The following is a 19,836-nucleotide window of genomic DNA, read 5'->3' on the forward strand; positions in this document are numbered from 1 at the left end:
TCAGCTAATGAAGTGTCTGCTGACAGTCCGCATTCGCGAGCAAGCCCGCTCCCACATTGGTTCGGTGGTGTTTGTTAAATAGCGATCCCCAAAAGGGAACGATCAGTCCCTGCTTGGGACCGTTTTAAGCGGCTGTCGCCGGGCTGACTTGCTCCAACGCCCTATCAATCAGCATCTGCCCCAGCTCCGCCATTTGCTGGATGCCGAGCAGGATGGCGCGCTGGGAGGTGTCCAGGTCGAAGGCCAGGTTGCAGGTGAGTGCGTTGAGGGAGGACAGGGTTTCGCTGGCGTTGACCAACAGGGTTTCGGTGTCTTGGTGAGGATTTACGCTGAAGAGAGGTGGATTGGGGGTAGGTTTGACCATGATTTACAGCTCCGATATGTGATGGAGACTGCCCTCTTCCGCTTGCACGCGAATTAAGGTGGCAGCTGTGCGCAGGTGTGCAAGACCGGGCATATCGGACCCCGGCAGACCCCGAGGGATCTCCCACGCACAGCCGCCATAACATATACAGCAGGCATAAAAAACGCCCGTTGAATAGCTATGGGCGCCGGTGCGCCGACATGTAACCGGACTTGCACGTCCGTGTCACCGTTTTTTGCGATGACGGGACGAAGACTAGGCGCGCCGCCTGCACGCGACAAGTTCACGCACACCTCCAAATCTCGCAGGAAAAATCCGAAGCCCGCCGGTCTACAACTTCATGTCTATGCTCACAGCCCCCAAACCTTCGAGCGGATAGCTGCGGTACTCATAAACCTCACCACGAACAATGAGGTGGATGACGCCATCCACCTGAGTGACCTGGACATCTGGCTTTTTGGTTTTCAAAAAGGGATGTGCCGACATCAGCGCTGTCAGTATCTCCTGGTCACTGCCCAAGTCCTTATAAACGTAGTACCTGTAGGAAAATCCCACTGTCGCGCCGCCCTGTCCGTCACGCGCTCCATAAATTGAGTTGCCGTTGCCCAACGAGTGTTTCAAAACCACTTCGTCCAAATCCGGTGTGCCGGATGACATGATCCAATGGCCCCCGATATACATCAGGCAGGCTACCAGCAGGCAGTTGCGCAGGACCGGAAAGAGGCCTTTAGTAGCCCTGAGAAATTGCATACTCAATCCCCCTCCTTATCCAATATTGATCGCGAGGATCATCGCCAAACGGTTCTCCTCCCCACCATGACCCAAACTCCGGCTTGGTGGTTTCTGCGAATGTTTGAGCGACACCTGCTGCCCGTAACAAAACATGCTCGGGAATGCCCAGCACCGTACCTGTAGCACCATAATTGAAGTTTCCGAATGCCTCATACTCCAGGCTTTTCTGTTTGTAATCCCAAGGCCCACGCCCTCGGACCTGTGAGTAGAACCACGAATACATGAGCGCCGAACCGGGCTTCAAATGCAGCCTGCGGTTGTTGGCGATAGCGATATTGTCTTGCAGCGAAACGCCTGGGGGCGCGGGTGGAACGGCCATTTGCGAGTCCTTGCTGATGGAGTTGAGCAAGAAACGCTAACACTCAACAATCGGCAAAAAATCCCGAGTTCGTACTTACAGAAACTTCACACAACCATTCGATCCATGCCTTACGTCTCAGGTGTTAGGACAAGATTTGTCCAGGAACCATGAGGCACCGACAGTCAGATCGGAATGCTCTGACAGGCTATTCAGGTTGTTGCTCGGAACCGGTACCCCTAGCCTTTTCGGTCTGAATCGTCACGGGCATACCGCATGAATCTCACAGCTAAGAAGCGATGCAAGGACATCAACAACCCACCTCACCCAGGTGAGATCCTGCTTGAAGACGCGGTGCCAGCGTTGGGTATCACCATCACCGAAATGGCCCGGCGCCTTGGCTTCGCTCGCGAAACCTTTTCAAGGATCTTGCATGGCCACGCCCCAGTCAGCCCAGACCTTGCCGTGCGGCTGGAGCGGGCCGGGGTGAGTACTGCCCAGCTTTGGCTGTCGATGCAAAGCGCCTACGACTTGTGGCAGGCCGAGCATCGGGAACAGCCGGTAATTGAACGGTTTGCGCGGATTGATTGAGGTCTTGAGGCCAACACAATTTAGTGTGGGAGCGGGCTTGCTCGCGAATGCGGGGCGTCAGTCAGCGCATCTGTGACTGATCCAGAGCTTTCGCGAGCAAGCCCGCTCCCACATTTGGATCTTCATAGGTTTTTGGATACAGGGTAATCAGGCCAGGCCGGACTCTATCAACAAGGCTTCAAGCCCCATCAAATCCGGCACTTTCGCCACATGCTCACCCACCTGCACTGCCGCCAGTTCCAGCGGGCACAGCGGCACGTCCACGTAGCTGAGTTGGCTGTCGAGCTTGTACGAGCGGGGGATCCCCTGGATCACCAGCGCAATGAACTTCAACGTCGGCCGCCCGCCCAGGGCGTTGAGCACCACGATGCGTGAGCGTTCACCGGCGACGATGGCTTCGCCGCACGCGGCTTCAAAGCTGATCAGCGGCAGTTGCTGATCACGCCAGGTCACTTGCCGCAGGTACCACGGCGGTGCGTCGCTGGCGGGTTCGCCGCGCTGGAAGTCGATCAGCTCGGCAATCGCGACGTTGGGCAGCACCAGGTGGCGGTCGGCCAGGGGCAGCAGCAGGCCAGTGAGTTGGCTGGTGCGGTGGTCAAGCATGGGACTTGCTCCAGTAGGCGATGCTTTCCAGCAGCACCGACTCTTGGTACGGCTTGCCGAGGTAGTCATTCACGCCAATCGCCATGGCGCGGTCGCGGTGTTTCTGGCCGGTGCGGGAGGTGATCATGATGATCGGCAGGCGCATCAGCCTAGGGTCGTTGCGCACTTGGGTGGCCACTTCGAAGCCGTCCATGCGCGGCATTTCGATGTCCAGCAGCATCAGGTCCGGCGTGTGTTCTTCCAGCACCGCGATGGCGTCGATGCCGTCCTTGGCGGTGAGCACGTTCATGCCGTTGCGTTCCAGCAGGCGGCTGGTGACTTTGCGCACGGTGACCGAGTCGTCCACCACCAGCACCAGCAACGGGCGCTTTTTCAGCGGGTCGTTGAGGATCAGCGGCGCGTCGAACGTCTGGGCCGGCAAGGCCGGTTGCCGGGCGCGGATGTGCGCCAGCAAATCGATGATCAGCACCACACGGCCGTCGCCCAGAATGGTCGCGCCGGACAAGCCCTGCACCCCCGCAAACTGTGGCCCCAGACCTTTCACCACGATTTCCCGCGTACCCGCCATGGCGTCCACTTGCACCGCCACGCGCCGCTCGTTGCACTGCACCAGCAGCACCGGCACGGGCTGGTACTGGCCCAGCAGTTTCGGACGGCTGACGGTGTGCAACAGGTCGCCGAGGTAGAAGAGTTCGTAGCGCTGGCCGGCATATTCATAACGTGGCGGGTCCTGCTGATAATGCCCCGCCAGCTCATGGGGCAGCACACTCACCAGGCCTTCGATGGTATTGAGCGGGATAGCGTATTGGTCGTCCGCGCACTGCACCATCAACGCCCGGTTGACCGACACGGTAAACGGCAAGCGAATACGAAAGTGCACGCCCACCCCAGGCGTCGACTCAATGAACATCGAGCCGCCCAGCTGGCGCACCTCTTCGTGCACCACGTCCATGCCCACGCCACGCCCGGAGATCTGCGTGATTTTTTCGGCCGTGGAAAAACCCGGCTGCAGGATGAACTGCAACACGTCGCGGTCGCTGATCTCCTGATTGGGGTCGAGCAAACCGCGCTTGATCGCCTTGCGCCGCACGGCCTCCAGCGGTACCCCGGCGCCGTCGTCGCGCATGTCGAAGACGATATCGCCGCCTTCGTGGGTCAGGTCCAGGGTGATGCGGCCCTTCTCCGGCTTGCCGGCCAGCAGCCGCGCATCGCGGGATTCCAGTCCGTGGTCCACCGCATTGCGCAACATGTGTTCCAGGGGCGCCGCCATGCGTTCGAGCACGTTGCGGTCCATCTCGCCCTCGGCGTTGCCGACCACGAACTCCACGTCCTTGCCCAACTCCCCCGCCACTTGCCGCACGATGCGCTTGAGGCGCGGCAGCATGCGTTCGAACGGCACCATGCGCGTGCGCATCAAGCCTTCCTGCAACGCGGTGTTGATGCGCGCCTGTTGTTGCAGCAGGTCATGGGCGTCCTGATTGCGACGGTCGAGCGTGTCCTTGAGGTCGAGCAGGTCGGAGGCGGATTCGGACAACGCGCGTGACAGTTGCTGCAACTGCGAATGACGATCCATTTCCAGCGGATCGAATTCTTCATAGCCCAGGCGCTCGGCCTCGGCCTGCTGACGGCTGAGGATGCGCCCTTGGGTTTCGGTGTCGAGCCGGCGCAGTTGGTCGCGCATGCGCTCAATGGTCGTTTCCACTTCGGTCAGGGCGATGCGTGCGTCGTTGACTTGTTGCTCGATGCGGCCGCGAAAAATCGAGGTTTCGCCGGCCAGGTTAACCAAGTCGTCCAACAGCTCAGCGGAAATCTTCACCATGTCGGCCGTCGGGTCGACCGCCGCCTCGGCCTTGCCCGCGGGCAACGCCACCGGCACTACCGGTTCATCGCTGGGGTGCACCAGGCTTTTGATGCGCTGGATCAGCTTGTCCACCGAGCCCACCGGCAAGCCATCGGCCACCGCGTCGATCATCTGGGCCAGGCGGTCATGGCAGCCTTGCAGCAGCGCAAACAGTTCTGCCGACGGCGCCAGCAACCCGGCCGAGAGCCCTTCGTAGAGGGTCTCCAGTTCATGGGCCAGATCGCCGATCGGCCCGATCTCGACCATGCGCGCACCGCCCTTGAGGGTGTGCAGGTCGCGCAGCAGGGTTTCCACTTCCTGGCGATTGCCGGGCTCGGCTTGCCAGCGCACCAGCGCGCTGCTGGAGCTGTCGAGAATGTCGGCGGCTTCTTCGAGGAAGATATCCAGCAACTCAGGGTCGGCGCCCGACGCTGGCGCCACCGCTGCAGGCGCCGTCGGTGGGTTGCCCTGGCGTACCGCGCGCAACTTATCGACCAGCTCACGGCTGTCGCTCAAGGGTTGATGGCCTTGCAGCTCCTCCAACTGCAAGGCCAGGTGTTCATGGCTGGCCATCAGCACCTGGGACAGCTCGGCGCTGTAGCTGTAGCGGCGGTCTACCAGGCCTTCGTACAGGCATTCCAGCTCATGGGCCAGGTCGCCGATCGGGCCGATTTCGGCCATGCGTGCGCCGCCCTTGAGGGTGTGCAGGTCACGTTGCAACGACGACAACGGCGCGGCGCTTTCGGGCTCCAGCAGCCAGCGCTTGAGGGACTGCCCGGCACTGTCGAGGATGTCCACGGCCTCTTCGAGGAAGATCTCGACGATCTCGTCGTCCATGGCCGTTTCATGCTCCAACTGCTGGGTCGCGGCACCCAGCTCGGCGATGCTCAGCGCTCGGCTGCCATCGCTGCGGATCAACCCGGTGGCGGACGGGTCGAGAGCCTCGTCCAACAGCTCGCGCAGCGCCTCGACCCGTGCCGGGGCCGGGCTGATTTCCTGGCCGGCCGCCAGTTGGTCGAGCATGTTGATCAGGGCTTCGTGGGCCTGTTCGGCCTCATGGAAAAACCGCTCGCTCACGGCCAGGCTGCTTTCTTCGACGGCGCCGTACAGGTCGAGCAACGCCTCGCACAGCGCGTCGATGGCATGCAGGTCGGCGACGTGCGCGCCCTCCCCCAGGGTGGTCAGCTCATCCAGCAACGCCGTCAGTTCCTGGCGTTCGCCCGGGTGCTGTTGCCAGCGGCGCAGCAGGTTCTCGGCGTCGAGCAGGATGTCCATGCCCTGGGCCAGGAAGTTGGCGATCAACTGCGGGTCGCGCTTGATGCGCAAGCCCGTGTGGGGTGCGTCGAGCAGCGCGGTCAGTTGGCTGTCGAGCAGGCTTTGGGTGCGGCCGATCAGGTCCTCGGCGCCCTTGATCGGCGCCAACGGGTCACGGTCCAACTGGCGCACCCCTCGCTGGAACAGGCCCTCGGCCTCTAGCAGCAGCTCCACTTCGTCCAAGTCCAGTGGCAGGCGGTGGGCCTTGTACTCGCGGGTCAGATGGTCAAGCGGGCGGGCCAGTTCGGCGATGGGCAACACGCCGGCCATATAGGCGCTGCCCTTGAGGGTGTGCAGGGCGCGTTGCAGTTCATCGCTGACTTGCAACGGCACATGCTCGGCAGCCTGTTGCAGGAAGTGGTTGAGGCTGTCCAGGTGGCTCTGGGCTTCGTTGCGGAAAATCTCCAGCAGCATGGGGTCATGGGCTTCAGCCGCTGGCTCGGGTGTGCCGCTGGCCAGGGCATGGGCGCGGGCGGCCAGGGCGTCGACTTCATCGCGCTGGTGTTGATCGTCGGTGGCGAAATCGGCGATCAGCTCCGGCAGCAAGGCCACCGCTTCATCCAGCACCTCTTGCACGTCAGGACCCAGGGCCACGCTGCGTTCCAACACGCGGTTGAGCAGGTTTTCCACGGCCCAGGCCAACTCCGCCAGCACCAGGGCGCGCACCATGCGGCCGCTGCCTTTCAAGGTGTGGAAGGCACGGCGCATTTCGCCCTGGGCGGTCTTGTCGGCACTGTTGGGCAGGTAGCGGTGCAGCACGTCGAGGACTTCGTCGGTTTCCTCAAGGAAGACTTCGCGCAGTTCGTCGTCGATGGGTTCTTCGTCGGCCGGTGGTGGCAACAGGCTGCCCGGGCGTTGCAGGGCCGGAGGGTTCAGGCGCGACGTCGGGCTGGCCAGCGCATCGAACTGGGACTGGCTGGGCGTGGCCTCGGTGGTCAACGCCCCCTCCGGCGCAACCAGCGCTTGGCGCCACGGTTTTTCAGCCGGCAGATAACCGAGTGCCGCAAGGCCTTCGGTGGCCAACTCCAGCACCCGTTCACCTGCAGCGTCAGGGTCTTGGAGCATGCGCTCCAGGTAGTACTCCAGGCTGCTGATTACATCGGCAAAATGCCCCAACTGCGCCTCGTCAGGTGTCGCATCACCGCCCATCAGCTGTTCATCGACGTAGTCGGTGCAGCCGCGCATCAAGCTCGCAGCACGAGGCAGGGGAATCATCGCCAAGGCGCCGCGCACCTGGCTCAGCAGTTCCGGCAGGGACTCCAGGCGCTGGCGGTCCCAGTCGGCCTCGATGCAGTCGATCACCAGTTCCTTGGCTTGCTTGAGGCACTGGCAGGACTCACGGATCACCAACTGATGGATCTGGGTCAGGTCGGTGGTGGGCAGGCGGCTTTCTTCGCGGCTTTCCGGTTCGACGGTGCCGACCATCCCCGCCAACGTAGCCTCGACATAAAGCAAGGCGCCTGCAACGTCCATCAACACGGCGTCATTGGGTTCGCGCTGACCCTGGACCAGGCTCAGCACCACCGCCAACTGGTCGATGATCACTTTGCGCGGTTGGCCAAAGCCCAGTACCGCCAGGGTGTCGGCGATCTGTCGCAGCGGCGCGAGCAAGGCTTCAAGGTCGCTGGTGTGCTGGCGATCGCTGCGCACGAACAGGTCGAGACGCTCCTTGACCCGCACCAGTTCTTCGCACAACGCGCCGAGCACCGAGCCCATGGCATTGCGGTCCGGCCCGGCCAGGCGCGCACGCTCGGCATCGACCACGGCACTGTCGGGCAAGGCTTCGTCCAGGCCATAGCGTTCTTTCAGGCTTTGCATGCGCGGCGTCGGCCGGGTCACCTTGGCCACGTAGAACAGCAGGCTTTTGAGCAGTTCATCCGGCGCCGGCTGGTTGATGCCACCAATGCCTTGGGCCAGCAGGCGCTTGAGTTGCTTGTCACTGGCCTTGAGCAGGCTGCGCAGGGCCGGGCTGTTGGCGATCACGCCGGTGAGCATGCCTTCGACCAGCGCCGAGGTGACTTGCCACAACGGCAGCAACGGCGCGCCCTGGCACAGCGCTTCGAGGCGGGCGAAGACCCGCGCCATGTCTTCCAGGTTGCTGGGGCCGTGGTCTTCGCGCAGCAGGCCGGCGAGGGCCTGTTGCAGCAATTGGTGCCACTGGCGCAGCTGTTCGTGCAGGTCGGGCAACGCACGTTGGGCCAGGGCTTCGTCGGGCAGCGGCGCAATCGATAGCAACTGCGGGCTGAACAGGCTGGTCTCCGACAACAGGCTTTCGCCGCGCGCACTGCGCAGGTCGTTGAGCAGCGGCAAGACCACCAGCGGCAGGTCGCGGCGGGCGCTGTGCACGCGGTCCAGGTACAGCGGCAATTGGTTGAGCGCCTGTTGCAGCAGGCGGATGCTTTCGTCGCGCTGGCTGACGTGCCCGGCCTGGAGTGCCAGGGCGAGTTCTTCAAGCTCTTCGGCCAGCAGTGCCGCGCCGTAGAACTCGACCATCTGCAACGCGCCATGCACCTGATGGATGCCGGCCAGGCACTCGCTGATGGCCTCGGCGTCAGCGGTCTCGACAAAGGCGTCCAGGGCCGAACGCGCCTGTTTCAGGGTTTCGGCAATGTCGCCCTTGACCCATTCGAGGGCCACGTAGTCGTGCCGATCAACCATAACTGCTCCGCTTAGAATTCGTGGGTTGCTGGTGTTGCAGAGATCTCAAACCGAATGGAGATCTAGTGTGGGAGCTGGCGTGCCTGCGATAGCGGTGGGTCAGCTATACATGTGCCAGCTGATAGATCGCTATCGCAGGCAAGCCAGCTCCCACAGTTGGACAGTGGTGTGCTTTAAAATGCATTTCAATTATCGACCTGCTTGGGCGGCGGCAAGGTGAACCCCGACACCGACCGGCGCAACTGGCTGGCCATCTTCGCCAGGTTGCCGATGCTTTCGGCGGTGGCCGTGGAGCCCGACGAGGTCTGGGTGGTGATCTGCTGGATCACGTTCATGGTCAGGGAAATCTGCCCCGCCGAGGAGGTCTGCTGCTGCGCCGCGTTGGAAATGCTCTGGATCAACGCCGCCAGGGTTTTCGACACGCCTTCGATTTCTTCCAGCGCCACGCCCGCGTCCTGGGCCAGCCGCGCGCCGCGCACCACTTCGGTGGTGGTCTGTTCCATGGAAATCACGGCTTCGTTGGTGTCGGCCTGGATCGCGCGCACCAGGGTTTCGATCTGCCGGGTGGCCGCCGACGAGCGCTCGGCCAGTCGCTGCACTTCGTCGGCGACCACGGCAAATCCGCGCCCGGCGTCCCCGGCCATGCTCGCCTGGATCGCGGCGTTGAGGGCCAGGATGTTGGTCTGGTCGGCAATGTCGTCGATCAGGCTGACGATGTCGCCAATTTCCTGGGACGACTCGCCCAGGCGCTTGATGCGCTTGGCCGTGTCCTGGATCTGTTCGCGAATGTTGTCCATGCCGTGGATGGTGTTGTGCACCACCTCGTTGCCCTTGTTGGCGATCTCTACCGAGCGCTCCGCCACTGCCGAGGACTCAGCGGCGTTGGCCGACACCTGGTCGATGGACTGGGCCATCTCATTGATCGCGGTGGACGCCTCGGCAATCTGCTGGGCCTGGTGCTCCGAAGCCTGGGCCAGGTGCATGGCGGTGGCCTGGGTGTCTTGCACCGCGCCAGCAACTTGGCCGGCAGTGAGGTTGATGGTGGCGACCAGGTCGCGCAGCTGGTCCACGGAATAGTTGATGGAGTCGGCGATGGTGCCGGTGAAGTCTTCGGTCACCGAAGCGGTCACGGTGAGGTCGCCGTCGGCCAGGTCTTCGATTTCATCGAGCAGGCGCATGATCGCGTTCTGGTTGCGCTCATTCTTCTCGGCGGTTTCGTGCAGCTGGCGGTTGGTTTCGCGCACCATCACCAGGCCGATCAGGATGATCGAGGTCAGCGCCAGCAAGCCCAGCACATAGCCGCCAATGGTGTCGAAACTGCGCCCGCTGGCGAGGTTTTCAAACCCGGTGGCCAAGTGTGAGGCTTCATCGAGCAAGGTTTGCGACAGGTTGAAGATATTGCTCGCCGACGCTCGCACCTGGAACAGCTGCGGCGAGGTTTCGAGGATTTCATCCACCGAGCCGGAGACGAATTCGAACAACTCGGCGATTTCCGCCAGCCGCGCCCGGGCGTCGTGGTCTTCGACCTGGCTGATGCGCAACCCGGCGTTGCCCTGGAGCATGCCGTTGAGCACCTGGCCGAAGCGGTTGGCGTCGCGCCCAAAGGCGTCGGCGGCCTGGGCGGCGGTTTCGTCGCCGGCCAGCACGGTGTTCACGGCACCCAGGATTCGCTCGGCCAGCAGCGACTGGCGTTGGGCCAAGGCCACTTGGCTGGCCGGGGCACCGCGTTGCAGCAGGATGTCGACGACCTTTTCCGATTCCATCTGCAACTGCGGCACCGTTTCGGCCAGGGTCGCGGCCACTTGGTGCAATGACAGCACCGTCTGCTCGCTGGCGAGGATCGCGTCGGTGTTTTTCAGCAGCGCTTCCCAATCGGTCTGCACCGCACGCATCTCGGCACGCACGGCGTTGGGTGCGGCGGGCAGGCCGGTCTCGATGTCGCCTTTTTTCAGGTAGCCCCAGCGCTGGGCGAAGTCGTTGCGCGCGTCAGACAGCAACTTGAACGCCGCCGCCTTGCCAGCCGCGGCTTCGGTGGCGTTCTTGGCGATACGCTGGGACAGCACGCGCAGCTCGCCGGCGTGGCCGATGTACTGTTTGTCGTAGGTGGACTGGGTGTTGAGGTACGCGAAGTTGGCGAACAGCAACATGATGAACACGATCAGCGCGATGAACAGCACGATGATCTGCGAGCGACTGCGCGACGCGGCTTGGGGTTTGGGCGTGGTAGCGGTGGTCATGCGGCGACATCCATGAAGCCTGGGGCCTGGGCCAGAGCGAAGGGGCTGAAGACCTGCCACAGCTGGTCGCCGTCGAACTGGCCCCTGATAAACGGCGCGCTGGAGAGCGTGCCCGTCAACAATGCGTCTTGCGCGAAATGCTGCATGCCCACCACCTCGTCTACCAGCAGCCCGACAAACAGGTCGTTGTATTCCACCACCAGTACCCGCCGCTGCTTGCGCACCCGGGACAACTCAAGGCCGAGAAAACCGCCGAGGTCCATCACCGGCAGCAAGCGCCCGCGCAGGTTGGCCACGCCCTTGACCCAGGGTTTTACTCCCGGCATCACGGTGCAGCGCGGTTCATGCAGGACTTCGGCGACTTCGCCCATGGGCGCCACGTACCAGTGCGGCCCCAGGCGAAAGCCGATCCCGCTCCAGCGTTGCAGGCGGGTTTCCTGGGACGGCAGGTCGGCGGCCAGCAGGCGGCAGCGGCGGTCGATGTCCAGCAGCAGCTCGAAGGCGGTTTGCGACTCGGTCATGGTGGCGAACCGTCAGCCGGCCAGCACCTTGTTCAGGGTAGCAATCAGGGTTTCTTCGTCCACCGGTTTGGTCAGGTAATCCTTAGCCCCCTGGCGGGCGCCCCAGATCTTGTCGGTCTCCTGGTCCTTGGTGGTAATGATGATGATCGGGATACCGTTGGTTTCCGGCTCCTTGGACAGCTGGCGGGTGGCCTGGAAGCCATTGAGGCCCGGCATCACGATGTCCATCAGCACGGCGTCGGGCAGTTCCTGCCGGGCCAGGGCCACGCCGTCCGCGCCGTTTTCGGCTTTCAGGACCTGGTGGCCATGCTTTTCCAGCATGCCGGTCAGTTTGTACATTTCGGTCGGCGAATCGTCGACGATCAGAACACGTGCCATGGTTTTCCCCACTACATTGGTTGGCGCCGGCCCTTGTGAGGCGGCGTCAGTGTGCTTGTTCTACTGCGGCGAAGGCAGGCACGTAGGCCTTGATCGCGCCCAGCAGTTCTTCCTTGCTGAAAGGCTTGGTCAAAAACTGATCGACACCCACGATGCGCCCCTTGGCCTTGTCGAACAGGCCGTCCTTGGAGGACAGCATGATCACCGGGATCGACTTGAACGCCGGGTTGTTCTTCACCAGCGCGCAGGTCTGGTAGCCATCCAGGCGCGGCATCATGATGTCGACAAAAATAATGTGCGGGTGATGATCAACAATCCGGGCCAGGGCATCGAAACCGTCGATGGCCGTGATGACGTCGCACCCTGCGTTCTTCAACAGTGTTTCAGCGGTGCGGCGGATCGTTTTCGAATCGTCGATCACCATCACTCTCAAGGCGTTGGAATGCTGTTCCATATCTGCTCTACCATCGCCACAGCGAATCGGTTTTCGGTGTGTACTGCCTGATGTCTCACAGGATGGGCGCCGCAAGCCTTGGAATCCAAGGGCTGCTGCACCGTGGCAGTCTTTTTAGCACAGTCTTGGGGTGCAATCTATCGAGCGGCCTGCCCGGTGGTTTTTCCTTGACCCACAACAGCCGCAGCGCCACTCTGACGCCACTTTTATGCGCCCTAATTTGCTAGAGGAAATCCCCCATGAGCGTTCGCGTCGGCATTGTCATGGACCCTATCGCCAGCATTTCCTATAAAAAGGACAGTTCGCTGGCCATGCTCCTGGCCGCCCAGGCCCGCGGCTGGACCCTGTTCTACATGGAGCAGCGCGACCTTTACCAGGGCGACGGCGAGGCCCGCGCACGCATGCGCCCGCTGCAGGTGTTCGCCAACCCGGAGAAGTGGTTCGAGCTGGCCGACGAAATCGACAGCCCGCTGAGCGATCTGGACGTGATCCTGATGCGCAAGGACCCGCCGTTCGACATGGAGTTCGTCTACTCCACCTACCTGCTGGAGCAGGCCGAACGTGCTGGCGTGTTGATTGTCAACAAGCCGCAGAGCCTGCGCGACTGCAATGAAAAGCTGTTTGCCACCCTGTTCCCGCAGTGCACGCCGCCGACCGTGGTCAGCCGCCGTGCCGACGTGCTGCGTGAATTCGCCGCCAAGCACGGTGATGTAATCCTCAAGCCGCTGGACGGCATGGGCGGCACCTCGATTTTCCGTCACCGCGCCGGTGACCCGAACCTGTCGGTGATCCTGGAAACCCTGACCGCGCTGGGCACCCAGCAGATCATGGGCCAGGCGTACCTGCCGGCGATCAAGGACGGCGACAAGCGCATCCTGATGATCGACGGCGAGCCCGTGGATTACTGCCTGGCCCGCATCCCGGCAGCCGGTGAAACCCGCGGCAACCTGGCGGCCGGTGGCCGTGGCGAAGCACGCCCGCTGTCGGACAAGGACCGTTGGATCGCCTCCCAGGTCGGCCCGACCCTACGCGAAAAAGGCTTGCTGTTTGTAGGCCTGGACGTGATTGGTGAAAACCTCACCGAAATCAACGTGACCAGCCCGACCTGCATCCGCGAGATCGACAACGCCTTTGGTACCAACATCGGCGAAATGTTGATGGCCGCCATCGAGCGCAAGCTACAAGCCAAGTGACATAGAACAGCCGGACACGCACCAACATTGCGCTATCATGCCCCACCTGTGAAACGCGCGATGTTGGTTTTTTTGTCATGACACTCCCGTCCGACCTGCCCCCCGAACTCTCCCACAGCGGCGTGCGCCCGGCTGATCGGCTCGGATTTACCCTGTTCCTGGCCGCATTGATTCACCTGGCCCTGATCCTCGGCGTGGGTTTCACCATGGTCGAGCCCAAGCAGATCACCAAGACCCTGGAAATCACCCTCGCCACGTTCAAGAGCGAGAAAAAGCCGGAAAAAGCTGACTTTCTCGCCCAGGAGAACCAGCAAGGCAGCGGTACCCTCGACAAGAAGGCCGTGCCCAAGACCACCGAAGTGGCGCCGTTCCAGGACAACAAGGTCAATAAAGTCACCCCGCCTCCGGCCCCCAAGCCCGAGGTCAAGCAGGCCGCACCCAAGGCCGCCGTGACCACCGTCGCGCCCAAGCCGCAAAAAGCCCCGACCCAGCGCGAAAAAACCAAGACCGAACCGACACCTGAGCCAGTAAAACCGGCGCCAACCTTCGACAGCTCGCAGCTTTCCGACCAGATCTCCAGCCTGGAAGCCGAACTGGCCAACGAACAGCAGCTGTACGCCAAGCGCCCGCGTATCTACCGATTGAACGCCGCCTCGACCATGCGCGACAAAGGCGCCTGGTATAAGGACGAATGGCGCAAGAAGGTCGAGCGCATCGGCAACCTCAACTACCCGGATGAGGCACGTCGCCAGCAGATTTACGGCAATTTGCGCTTGCTGGTGTCGATCAACCGCGACGGCACGCTCTATGAAGTGCAGGTGCTGGAATCGTCCGGCCAACCGCTGCTGGACCAGGCCGCCCAGCGCATCGTGCGCCTGGCCGCGCCCTTTGCCCCATTTACCGGGGACCTGAACGACGTCGACCGCCTGGAAATCATCCGCACCTGGAAGTTCGCCAAGGGCGACCGCCTGTCCAGCAACTGACGCAGATCCCCTGTAGGAGCCGGCTTGCCGGCGATGCGGCCCTCAGGTCTTGCGATGCCCATGCGGACGCTATCGCCGGCAAGCCGGCTCCTACAGGGTTCGCGTTTGACATGAAAGGTGGGCATGCCATGCATCCCCGGCTTGTCAGTTCGCCCCTCCACCGCCACACTAGCGGACATGAAAAATGTCAGCCCGACCTACCTCAAGCACCAATTCCTGATCGCCATGCCCCACATGGCTGACCCGAACTTTGCGCAGACCTTGACCTACATCGTCGAGCACACGGCCAATGGTGCCATGGGGCTGGTGATCAACCGCCCGCAAGAGCTGAACCTGGCGGATATCCTTGAGCAACTGCGCCCGGAAATCGATCCGCCAGCCCGTTGCCAACATGTACCCATCTACATCGGCGGGCCGGTGCAGACCGATCGCGGTTTCGTGCTGCACCCCACCGGGCCGAAGTTCCAGGCCACGGTCGACCTTGAAGGGGTTTCGCTGTCCACGTCCCAGGACGTGCTGTTTGCCATCGCCGACGGCATAGGCCCCGAGCAGAGCGTGATCACCCTGGGTTACGCCGGTTGGGAAGCTGGCCAGCTGGAAGCCGAACTGGCCAGCAATGCCTGGCTGACCTGCCCGTTCGATGCCGAAATCCTGTTCAACACCCCCAGCGAACTGCGCCTGGAAGCAGCGGCGGCCAAGCTGCGGGTCAACCTCAGCCTGCTGACCAGCCAGGCAGGGCACGCCTGATGGCTTTACGTCTGATTCTGGGGTTTGACTACGGCACCAAACAGATCGGCGTGGCGGTCGGCCAGGTCATTACCGGCCAGGCCCGCGAGCTGTGCACCTTGAAAGCCCAGAACGGCGTGCCGGACTGGAACCAGGTCGAAGCCCTCATTAAAGAGTGGAAGCCCGACGCCGTGGTGGTCGGCCTCCCCTTGAACATGGATGGCACGCCCAGCGACATGTGCCTGCGCGCCGAGAAATTCGCCCGCCGCCTCAACGGCCGCTACAACCTGCCCTTCTATACCCACGACGAACGCCTGACCACCTTTGAAGCCAAGGGTGAGCGCCGTGACCGTGGCGGGCAAAAGGGCAGCTACCGCGACAACCCCGTGGACGCCATCGCCGCCGCCTTGTTGTTGCAGGGCTGGCTGGATGAAAACACCGCTTTATTTGAATCCTGACTGACGCGGCTTGCCGCGTCTTTTTACGTTTGAGCCCGGACCCTGCCTGCGGCAAGGTCCTGAAGGAGCCTGCATGAGCCTGCCGAACCCCGCCGAACTGATCAGCCAGATGGCCACAAGCCTCACGGCCCATCTGCAACACCGCAACATCAGCGAGCCGCGCTTCATCGGCATTCGCACCGGCGGTGTGTGGGTGGCCCAGGCGCTGCTGGAAGCGCTGGGCAGCGATTCGCCATTGGGCACCCTCGATGTGTCCTTCTACCGCGACGACTTCAGCCAGAACGGCCTGCACCCGCAAGTGCGCCCTTCTGCCCTGCCGTTCGAGATCGAAGGCCAGCACCTGGTGCTGATCGACGACGTACTGATGAGCGGCCGCACCATCCGTGCCGCCATGAACGAACTGTTCGACTACGGCCGCCCGGCCAGCGTGACCCTGGTGTGCCTGCTCGACCTCGACGCTGGCGAACTGCCGATCAGCCCGGATGTGGTCGGCGCTACACTGTCGCTGGAAGCCCACCAGCGGGTAAAATTGTCCGGTCCTACGCCGCTCGAACTCGAACTGCAAGACCTCGCCCTTTAAACCGCCTTGTAAAGAGTCCCCGCGATGACGCCTCTAGATGCCAAGCGCCCGCTGCAGCTCAATGCTCAGGGCCAGTTGCAACACTTCTTGTCCCTCGACGGTTTGCCCCGCGAACTGCTCACCGAAATCCTCGACACCGCCGACTCGTTCCTTGAAGTCGGTGGCCGGGCGGTGAAGAAGGTCCCGCTGCTGCGCGGCAAGACCATCTGCAACGTGTTCTTCGAGAACTCGACCCGCACCCGTACCACCTTTGAACTGGCCGCCCAGCGGTTGTCGGCCGACGTGATCACGCTGAACGTGTCCACCTCGTCGGCGAGCAAGGGCGAGACCCTGCTCGACACCCTGCGCAACCTGGAAGCCATGGCCGCCGACATGTTCGTGGTACGCCACGGCGACTCCGGCGCCGCGCACTTCATCGCCGAGCATGTATGCCCGCAGGTGGCGATCATCAACGGCGGCGACGGCCGCCACGCCCACCCGACCCAGGGCATGCTCGACATGCTCACCATCCGTCGGCACAAGGGCAGCTTTGAAAACCTCTCGGTGGCTATCGTTGGCGACATCCTGCACTCGCGGGTGGCACGTTCGAACATGCTGGCCCTGAAGGCCCTGGGTTGCCCGGATATCCGCGTGATCGCACCCAAAACCCTGCTGCCGATCGGCATCGAGCAATACGGCGTGAAGGTCTACACCGACATGGCCGAAGGCCTCAAGGATGTGGACGTGGTGATCATGCTGCGTCTGCAGCGCGAGCGCATGGCCGGTGGCCTGCTGCCGAGCGAGGGCGAGTTCTACCGCCTGTTCGGCCTGACCACTGCGCGCCTGGCCGGCGCCAAGCCGGATGCCATCGTGATGCACCCGGGCCCGATCAACCGTGGGGTAGAGATTGAGTCGGCAGTGGCCGACGGCCCACAGTCGGTGATCCTCAACCAAGTCACCTACGGCATCGCCGTGCGCATGGCCGTGCTGTCCATGGCCATGAGCGGGCAAACCGCGCAACGTCAATTCGAGCAGGAGAACGCCCAGTGAAGCTCAGCATTCTCGGCGCCCGAGTCATCGATCCGGCCAGCGGCCTGGATCACGTTACCGATCTGCACCTGGAAGCCGGCAAGATCATCGCCATCGGCGCGACGCCTGCGGGTTTCAGCGCAGTTGAAAGCATCGACGCCAAAGGCCTGGTGGCTGCACCTGGCCTGGTGGACTTGAACGTCGCCCTGCGCGAGCCGGGCTACAGCCGCAAAGGCAACATCACCAGCGAAACCCGCGCCGCTGCGGCCGGTGGCGTGACCAGCCTGTGCTGCCCGCCGCATACCAAGCCGATCCTCGACACCTCGGCCGTGACCGAGCTGATCCTAGACCGCGCCCGTGAAGCCGGCAATTGCAAGGTGTTCCCTATCGGCGCCCTGAGCAAAGGCCTGGAAGGCGAACAGCTCGCCGAGCTGATCGCACTGCGCGACGCCGGTTGCGTGGCCTTCGGCAATGGCCTGGAAAGCTTTCGCAGCACCCGCACGCTGTTGCGCGCCCTGGAATACGCGGCCACCTTCGACCTGACGGTGATCTTCCACTCCCAGGACCGCGACCTGGCCGAAGGCGGCCTGGCCCATGAAGGCGCTGTGGCCAGCTTCCTCGGCTTGCCGGGCATTCCGGAAACCGCCGAGACCGTGGCCCTGGCCCGCGACCTGCTGCTGGTGGAACAAAGCGGCGTACGCGCGCACTTCAGCCAGTTGACCAGCGCACGCGGTGTCGCCCTGATCGCCCAGGCCCAGGCCCGTGGCCTGCCGGTAACGGCGGACGTGGCGCTGTACCAGCTGATCCTGACGGACGAGGCGCTGATCGATTTCTCCAGCCTGTACCACGTGCAGCCGCCGCTGCGCACCCTGGCCGACCGCGAAGGTTTGCGCGCGGCGGTCAAATCCGGTGTGGTTTCGGCGATTTCCAGCCATCACCAACCCCACGAGCGGGATGCCAAGCTGGCGCCGTTTGGTGCGACCGAGCCGGGCATCAGCAGTGTCGAACTGTTGCTGCCGCTGGCAATGACGCTGGTGGAGGATGGTTTGCTGGATTTGCCGACCCTGTTGGCCCGCCTGAGCGCAGGCCCGGCCCAGGCACTGCGCCTGCCAGCGGGCAAATTGGCCGTGGGTTCGGCGGCCGACCTGGTGCTGTTTGATCCGGCCAGCTCCACGGTTGCAGGGGAGCAGTGGTTGTCCAAGGGTGAAAACTGCCCGTTCATCGGCCATAGCTTGCCGGCGACGGTGCGTTACACGCTGGTAGACGGACGCATCAGCTACCAGGCCTAAAGCGGGCATGGTAAAAATGTGGGAGCGGGCTTGCTCGCGAATGCGGTGGTTCAGTCAGTAAATTCGGTGACTGACACTCCGCATTCGCGAGCAAGCCCGCTCCCACATTTGGATCTCCACAAATCTTATCGCCCGGCGTTGCGCTCGGCATTGCGGACCGAAATCTGTGTATTCAGCGTCCAGAAGTCGTACAGCACCCCCACCAGGAACAAACCGCCGGTCAGCAGGTAGATCAGGCCGGTAATCCATTTGCCCTGGTACATGCGGTGCACGCCGAACACGCCAAGAAACGCCAACAGAATCCAGGCCACGTTGTATTCGATCGGTCCGGCGGTAAAACGCAGGTCCGCTTCACGGTCCATGGCCGGGATAAGGAACAGGTCAATCAGCCAACCGATGCCCAACAGGCCGAAGGTGAAAAACCAGATCGTGCCGGTGACCGGTTTGCCGTAATAGAAGCGATGTGCACCGGTAAAACCGAAAATCCACAGCAGGTAGCCAATCACCTTGCTATGGGTGTCTGGCTGGGAATAATCCTGTCGATAGGTGTTCATGAAGGACCTCTTTTGCCTCGATAGATAAATTTTTTCATTTTCTTTGTGACTTTTTTACGGGCGCCCGACGTACGGCAAATGGTATCTTCCCTCCCCTGAAAGCCTTATGCCACCTGACTTGTGTAGGACAATTGCGGCGATTCGTCGCGTATTTCCTGATTTTGACGTCAAGGTTCAGTCGACAAACGGCCTGAGAACGACACAAAAAGCTGTTATAAAGTTGCGCGCAAACCTAAAAGAGCCACGCCTAATGCGACCATTTTTCAAGACATGGCTAACCATCTGCCTATTAATGCCACTGGCCGCCCACGCCACCAATCGTGAGCAACGACTTCCGAACGTTAATGGTTTCACCCCTAAAGTCCACAGCACACCGAGCACCGCCAAGTCGGTAAAGCTGACCGTCAACCGCCCGACTCAAGTGAGCAAGGTTCACGGTAAAGCTGTTCACACCGCACTGGCTGCCAGCAACACCAAGCAAAGCAGCAACGTCCTCAGCCGCGCCGTCAACGTGCTCGGTACTCCTTATCGTTGGGGCGGCAGCAGCCCAAGTAAAGGGTTCGACTGCAGTGGTTTGGTGAAATATGCGTTTAACGACGTAAAAGCCGTGGATTTGCCGCGCACTTCCAACGCCATGGCCGCCGGCCACGGGCTGAAGGTTGATCGCAAGGACCTGAAACCCGGTGACCTGTTGTTCTTCAAATTGAAGAGCCGCCAGGTCAACCACGTTGCCATCTACCTGGGCAATGATCGTTTTATCCACGCACCGCGTCGCGGCAAGGCCGTCAGCATCGACACGCTGAAAAAGCCGTTCTGGGACAAGAACTACGTGATTGCCAAGCGGGTGTTGCCTAAAGAGCAGAACAACCTGCGCGTCGTTCAGCGCTGATTACTGGCTGAACGCGTTACAAAATGTGGGAGCGGGCTTGCTGTGGCGAGGGAGCTTGCTCCCGCTCGGGTGCGCAGCGCTCGCAAGCTTTTAGGGCCGCTGCGCA

At 62.4% G+C, this 19,836-nt stretch carries 19 protein-coding genes; 9 read left to right on the plus strand and 10 right to left on the minus strand.

Features of this window, described 5'->3' with window-relative positions:
* Positions 1–124 precede the first annotated feature (124 nt).
* The 3 genes from ACVWVP_RS01035 to ACVWVP_RS01045 form a co-directional block, all read right to left on the minus strand.
* Positions 125–364 (minus strand): DUF6124 family protein, encoded by a 240-nt coding sequence (locus ACVWVP_RS01035; protein ID WP_457404228.1) that lies wholly within the window; start codon positions 362–364, stop codon positions 125–127.
* A gap of 330 nt (positions 365–694) precedes the next feature.
* On the minus strand, positions 695–1,114 hold the full coding sequence (locus tag ACVWVP_RS01040; protein WP_178920102.1) for a hypothetical protein: 420 nt from the start codon (positions 1,112–1,114) through the stop codon (positions 695–697).
* Entirely contained in the window at positions 1,092–1,475 is a 384-nt protein-coding gene (locus ACVWVP_RS01045) for a polymorphic toxin type 44 domain-containing protein (RefSeq protein WP_178920052.1), read from the minus strand. Before ACVWVP_RS01045 ends, ACVWVP_RS01040 begins: the two co-directional genes overlap by 23 nt.
* A 255-nt stretch (positions 1,476–1,730) precedes the next feature.
* On the opposite strand from ACVWVP_RS01045, the gene ACVWVP_RS01050 reads away from it, so the two are divergent.
* Positions 1,731–2,045: a HigA family addiction module antitoxin gene (locus ACVWVP_RS01050; protein ID WP_457404230.1), complete on the plus strand. Its 315-nt coding sequence runs from the start codon at positions 1,731–1,733 to the stop codon at positions 2,043–2,045.
* 147 nt (positions 2,046–2,192) lie between these two features.
* Here ACVWVP_RS01050 and ACVWVP_RS01055 read toward each other — a convergent pair whose 3' ends face one another.
* The 6 genes from ACVWVP_RS01055 to pilG all read right to left on the minus strand — a co-directional run bounded on the left by ACVWVP_RS01055 (position 2,193) and on the right by pilG (position 12,050).
* Positions 2,193–2,648 carry a chemotaxis protein CheW gene (locus ACVWVP_RS01055; RefSeq protein ID WP_178920050.1) on the minus strand — a complete coding sequence of 152 codons (456 nt, stop codon included), beginning with the start codon at positions 2,646–2,648 and terminating at the stop codon, positions 2,193–2,195.
* Entirely contained in the window at positions 2,641–8,460 is a 5,820-nt protein-coding gene (locus ACVWVP_RS01060) for an Hpt domain-containing protein (RefSeq protein WP_178920049.1), read from the minus strand. The genes ACVWVP_RS01055 and ACVWVP_RS01060 overlap by 8 nt, the downstream gene beginning before the upstream one ends.
* Before the next feature lie 185 nt (positions 8,461–8,645).
* Complete coding sequence (locus tag ACVWVP_RS01065) at positions 8,646–10,697, minus strand: methyl-accepting chemotaxis protein (protein ID WP_176996757.1); 2,052 nt, start codon at positions 10,695–10,697, stop codon at positions 8,646–8,648.
* Positions 10,694–11,218 carry a chemotaxis protein CheW gene (locus ACVWVP_RS01070; protein WP_178920048.1) on the minus strand — a complete coding sequence of 175 codons (525 nt, stop codon included), beginning with the start codon at positions 11,216–11,218 and terminating at the stop codon, positions 10,694–10,696. The genes ACVWVP_RS01065 and ACVWVP_RS01070 overlap by 4 nt, the downstream gene beginning before the upstream one ends.
* Before the next feature lie 12 nt (positions 11,219–11,230).
* The gene (gene pilH, locus ACVWVP_RS01075; protein WP_016976047.1) at positions 11,231–11,596 is read right to left on the minus strand and encodes a twitching motility response regulator PilH; all 366 of its coding nucleotides are present in this window, start codon (positions 11,594–11,596) and stop codon (positions 11,231–11,233) included.
* A gap of 46 nt (positions 11,597–11,642) precedes the next feature.
* Positions 11,643–12,050 (minus strand): twitching motility response regulator PilG, encoded by a 408-nt coding sequence (gene pilG, locus ACVWVP_RS01080; RefSeq protein WP_016972942.1) that lies wholly within the window; start codon positions 12,048–12,050, stop codon positions 11,643–11,645.
* A gap of 239 nt (positions 12,051–12,289) precedes the next feature.
* On the opposite strand from pilG, the gene gshB reads away from it, so the two are divergent.
* The 7 genes from gshB (at position 12,290) to ACVWVP_RS01115 (ending at position 18,287) form a co-directional block, all read left to right on the plus strand.
* Positions 12,290–13,243 (plus strand): glutathione synthase, encoded by a 954-nt coding sequence (gshB, locus tag ACVWVP_RS01085; protein ID WP_159960633.1) that lies wholly within the window; start codon positions 12,290–12,292, stop codon positions 13,241–13,243.
* A 77-nt stretch (positions 13,244–13,320) separates the two neighbouring features.
* Positions 13,321–14,226: an energy transducer TonB gene (locus ACVWVP_RS01090; RefSeq protein ID WP_259172194.1), complete on the plus strand. Its 906-nt coding sequence runs from the start codon at positions 13,321–13,323 to the stop codon at positions 14,224–14,226.
* A gap of 177 nt (positions 14,227–14,403) precedes the next feature.
* Positions 14,404–14,973 (plus strand): YqgE/AlgH family protein, encoded by a 570-nt coding sequence (locus ACVWVP_RS01095; protein ID WP_178920046.1) that lies wholly within the window; start codon positions 14,404–14,406, stop codon positions 14,971–14,973.
* Complete coding sequence (ruvX, locus tag ACVWVP_RS01100; protein WP_003195067.1) at positions 14,973–15,410, plus strand: Holliday junction resolvase RuvX; 438 nt, start codon at positions 14,973–14,975, stop codon at positions 15,408–15,410. Before ACVWVP_RS01095 ends, ruvX begins: the two co-directional genes overlap by 1 nt.
* Positions 15,411–15,483: 73 nt before the next feature.
* On the plus strand, positions 15,484–15,990 hold the full coding sequence (gene pyrR / locus ACVWVP_RS01105; protein ID WP_178920045.1) for a bifunctional pyr operon transcriptional regulator/uracil phosphoribosyltransferase PyrR: 507 nt from the start codon (positions 15,484–15,486) through the stop codon (positions 15,988–15,990).
* A gap of 24 nt (positions 15,991–16,014) precedes the next feature.
* Positions 16,015–17,019, plus strand: a complete 1,005-nt coding sequence (locus tag ACVWVP_RS01110) for an aspartate carbamoyltransferase catalytic subunit (RefSeq protein ID WP_010207224.1) — start codon at positions 16,015–16,017, stop codon at positions 17,017–17,019.
* Positions 17,016–18,287, plus strand: coding sequence for a dihydroorotase (locus ACVWVP_RS01115; protein WP_178920044.1), 1,272 nt, complete (start codon positions 17,016–17,018; stop codon positions 18,285–18,287). Before ACVWVP_RS01110 ends, ACVWVP_RS01115 begins: the two co-directional genes overlap by 4 nt.
* A 125-nt stretch (positions 18,288–18,412) precedes the next feature.
* Here the strand turns inward: ACVWVP_RS01115 and ACVWVP_RS01120 are convergent, their stop codons facing one another.
* The gene (locus tag ACVWVP_RS01120; protein WP_178920043.1) at positions 18,413–18,841 is read right to left on the minus strand and encodes an NINE protein; all 429 of its coding nucleotides are present in this window, start codon (positions 18,839–18,841) and stop codon (positions 18,413–18,415) included.
* 250 nt (positions 18,842–19,091) lie between these two features.
* Here ACVWVP_RS01120 and ACVWVP_RS01125 point away from each other — a divergent pair, with 250 nt between their 5' ends.
* On the plus strand, positions 19,092–19,730 hold the full coding sequence (locus ACVWVP_RS01125; RefSeq protein WP_259172546.1) for a C40 family peptidase: 639 nt from the start codon (positions 19,092–19,094) through the stop codon (positions 19,728–19,730).
* Positions 19,731–19,836 lie beyond the last annotated feature (106 nt).

This window comes from Pseudomonas sp. TE24901, from assembly GCF_054058375.1.

Bases quoted from the DNA above. Each gene is read 5' to 3' on its own strand.
- ACVWVP_RS01055 (WP_178920050.1), bottom strand. From the start codon at position 2,648: ATGCTTGACCACCGCACCAGCCAACTCACTGGCCTGCTGCTGCCCCTG.
- ACVWVP_RS01120 (WP_178920043.1), bottom strand. From the start codon at position 18,841: ATGAACACCTATCGACAGGATTATTCCCAGCCAGACACCCATAGCAAG.
- pilG (WP_016972942.1), bottom strand. From the start codon at position 12,050: ATGGAACAGCATTCCAACGCCTTGAGAGTGATGGTGATCGACGATTCG.
- ACVWVP_RS01035 (WP_457404228.1), bottom strand. From the start codon at position 364: ATGGTCAAACCTACCCCCAATCCACCTCTCTTCAGCGTAAATCCTCAC.
- pyrR (WP_178920045.1), top strand. From the start codon at position 15,484: ATGAGCCTGCCGAACCCCGCCGAACTGATCAGCCAGATGGCCACAAGC.
- ACVWVP_RS01045 (WP_178920052.1), bottom strand. From the start codon at position 1,475: ATGGCCGTTCCACCCGCGCCCCCAGGCGTTTCGCTGCAAGACAATATC.
- gshB (WP_159960633.1), top strand. From the start codon at position 12,290: ATGAGCGTTCGCGTCGGCATTGTCATGGACCCTATCGCCAGCATTTCC.
- ACVWVP_RS01040 (WP_178920102.1), bottom strand. From the start codon at position 1,114: ATGCAATTTCTCAGGGCTACTAAAGGCCTCTTTCCGGTCCTGCGCAAC.
- ACVWVP_RS01050 (WP_457404230.1), top strand. From the start codon at position 1,731: ATGAATCTCACAGCTAAGAAGCGATGCAAGGACATCAACAACCCACCT.
- ACVWVP_RS01095 (WP_178920046.1), top strand. From the start codon at position 14,404: ATGAAAAATGTCAGCCCGACCTACCTCAAGCACCAATTCCTGATCGCC.
- ACVWVP_RS01070 (WP_178920048.1), bottom strand. From the start codon at position 11,218: ATGACCGAGTCGCAAACCGCCTTCGAGCTGCTGCTGGACATCGACCGC.
- ruvX (WP_003195067.1), top strand. From the start codon at position 14,973: ATGGCTTTACGTCTGATTCTGGGGTTTGACTACGGCACCAAACAGATC.
- ACVWVP_RS01060 (WP_178920049.1), bottom strand. From the start codon at position 8,460: ATGGTTGATCGGCACGACTACGTGGCCCTCGAATGGGTCAAGGGCGAC.
- ACVWVP_RS01090 (WP_259172194.1), top strand. From the start codon at position 13,321: ATGACACTCCCGTCCGACCTGCCCCCCGAACTCTCCCACAGCGGCGTG.
- ACVWVP_RS01125 (WP_259172546.1), top strand. From the start codon at position 19,092: ATGCGACCATTTTTCAAGACATGGCTAACCATCTGCCTATTAATGCCA.
- ACVWVP_RS01065 (WP_176996757.1), bottom strand. From the start codon at position 10,697: ATGACCACCGCTACCACGCCCAAACCCCAAGCCGCGTCGCGCAGTCGC.
- ACVWVP_RS01110 (WP_010207224.1), top strand. From the start codon at position 16,015: ATGACGCCTCTAGATGCCAAGCGCCCGCTGCAGCTCAATGCTCAGGGC.
- pilH (WP_016976047.1), bottom strand. From the start codon at position 11,596: ATGGCACGTGTTCTGATCGTCGACGATTCGCCGACCGAAATGTACAAA.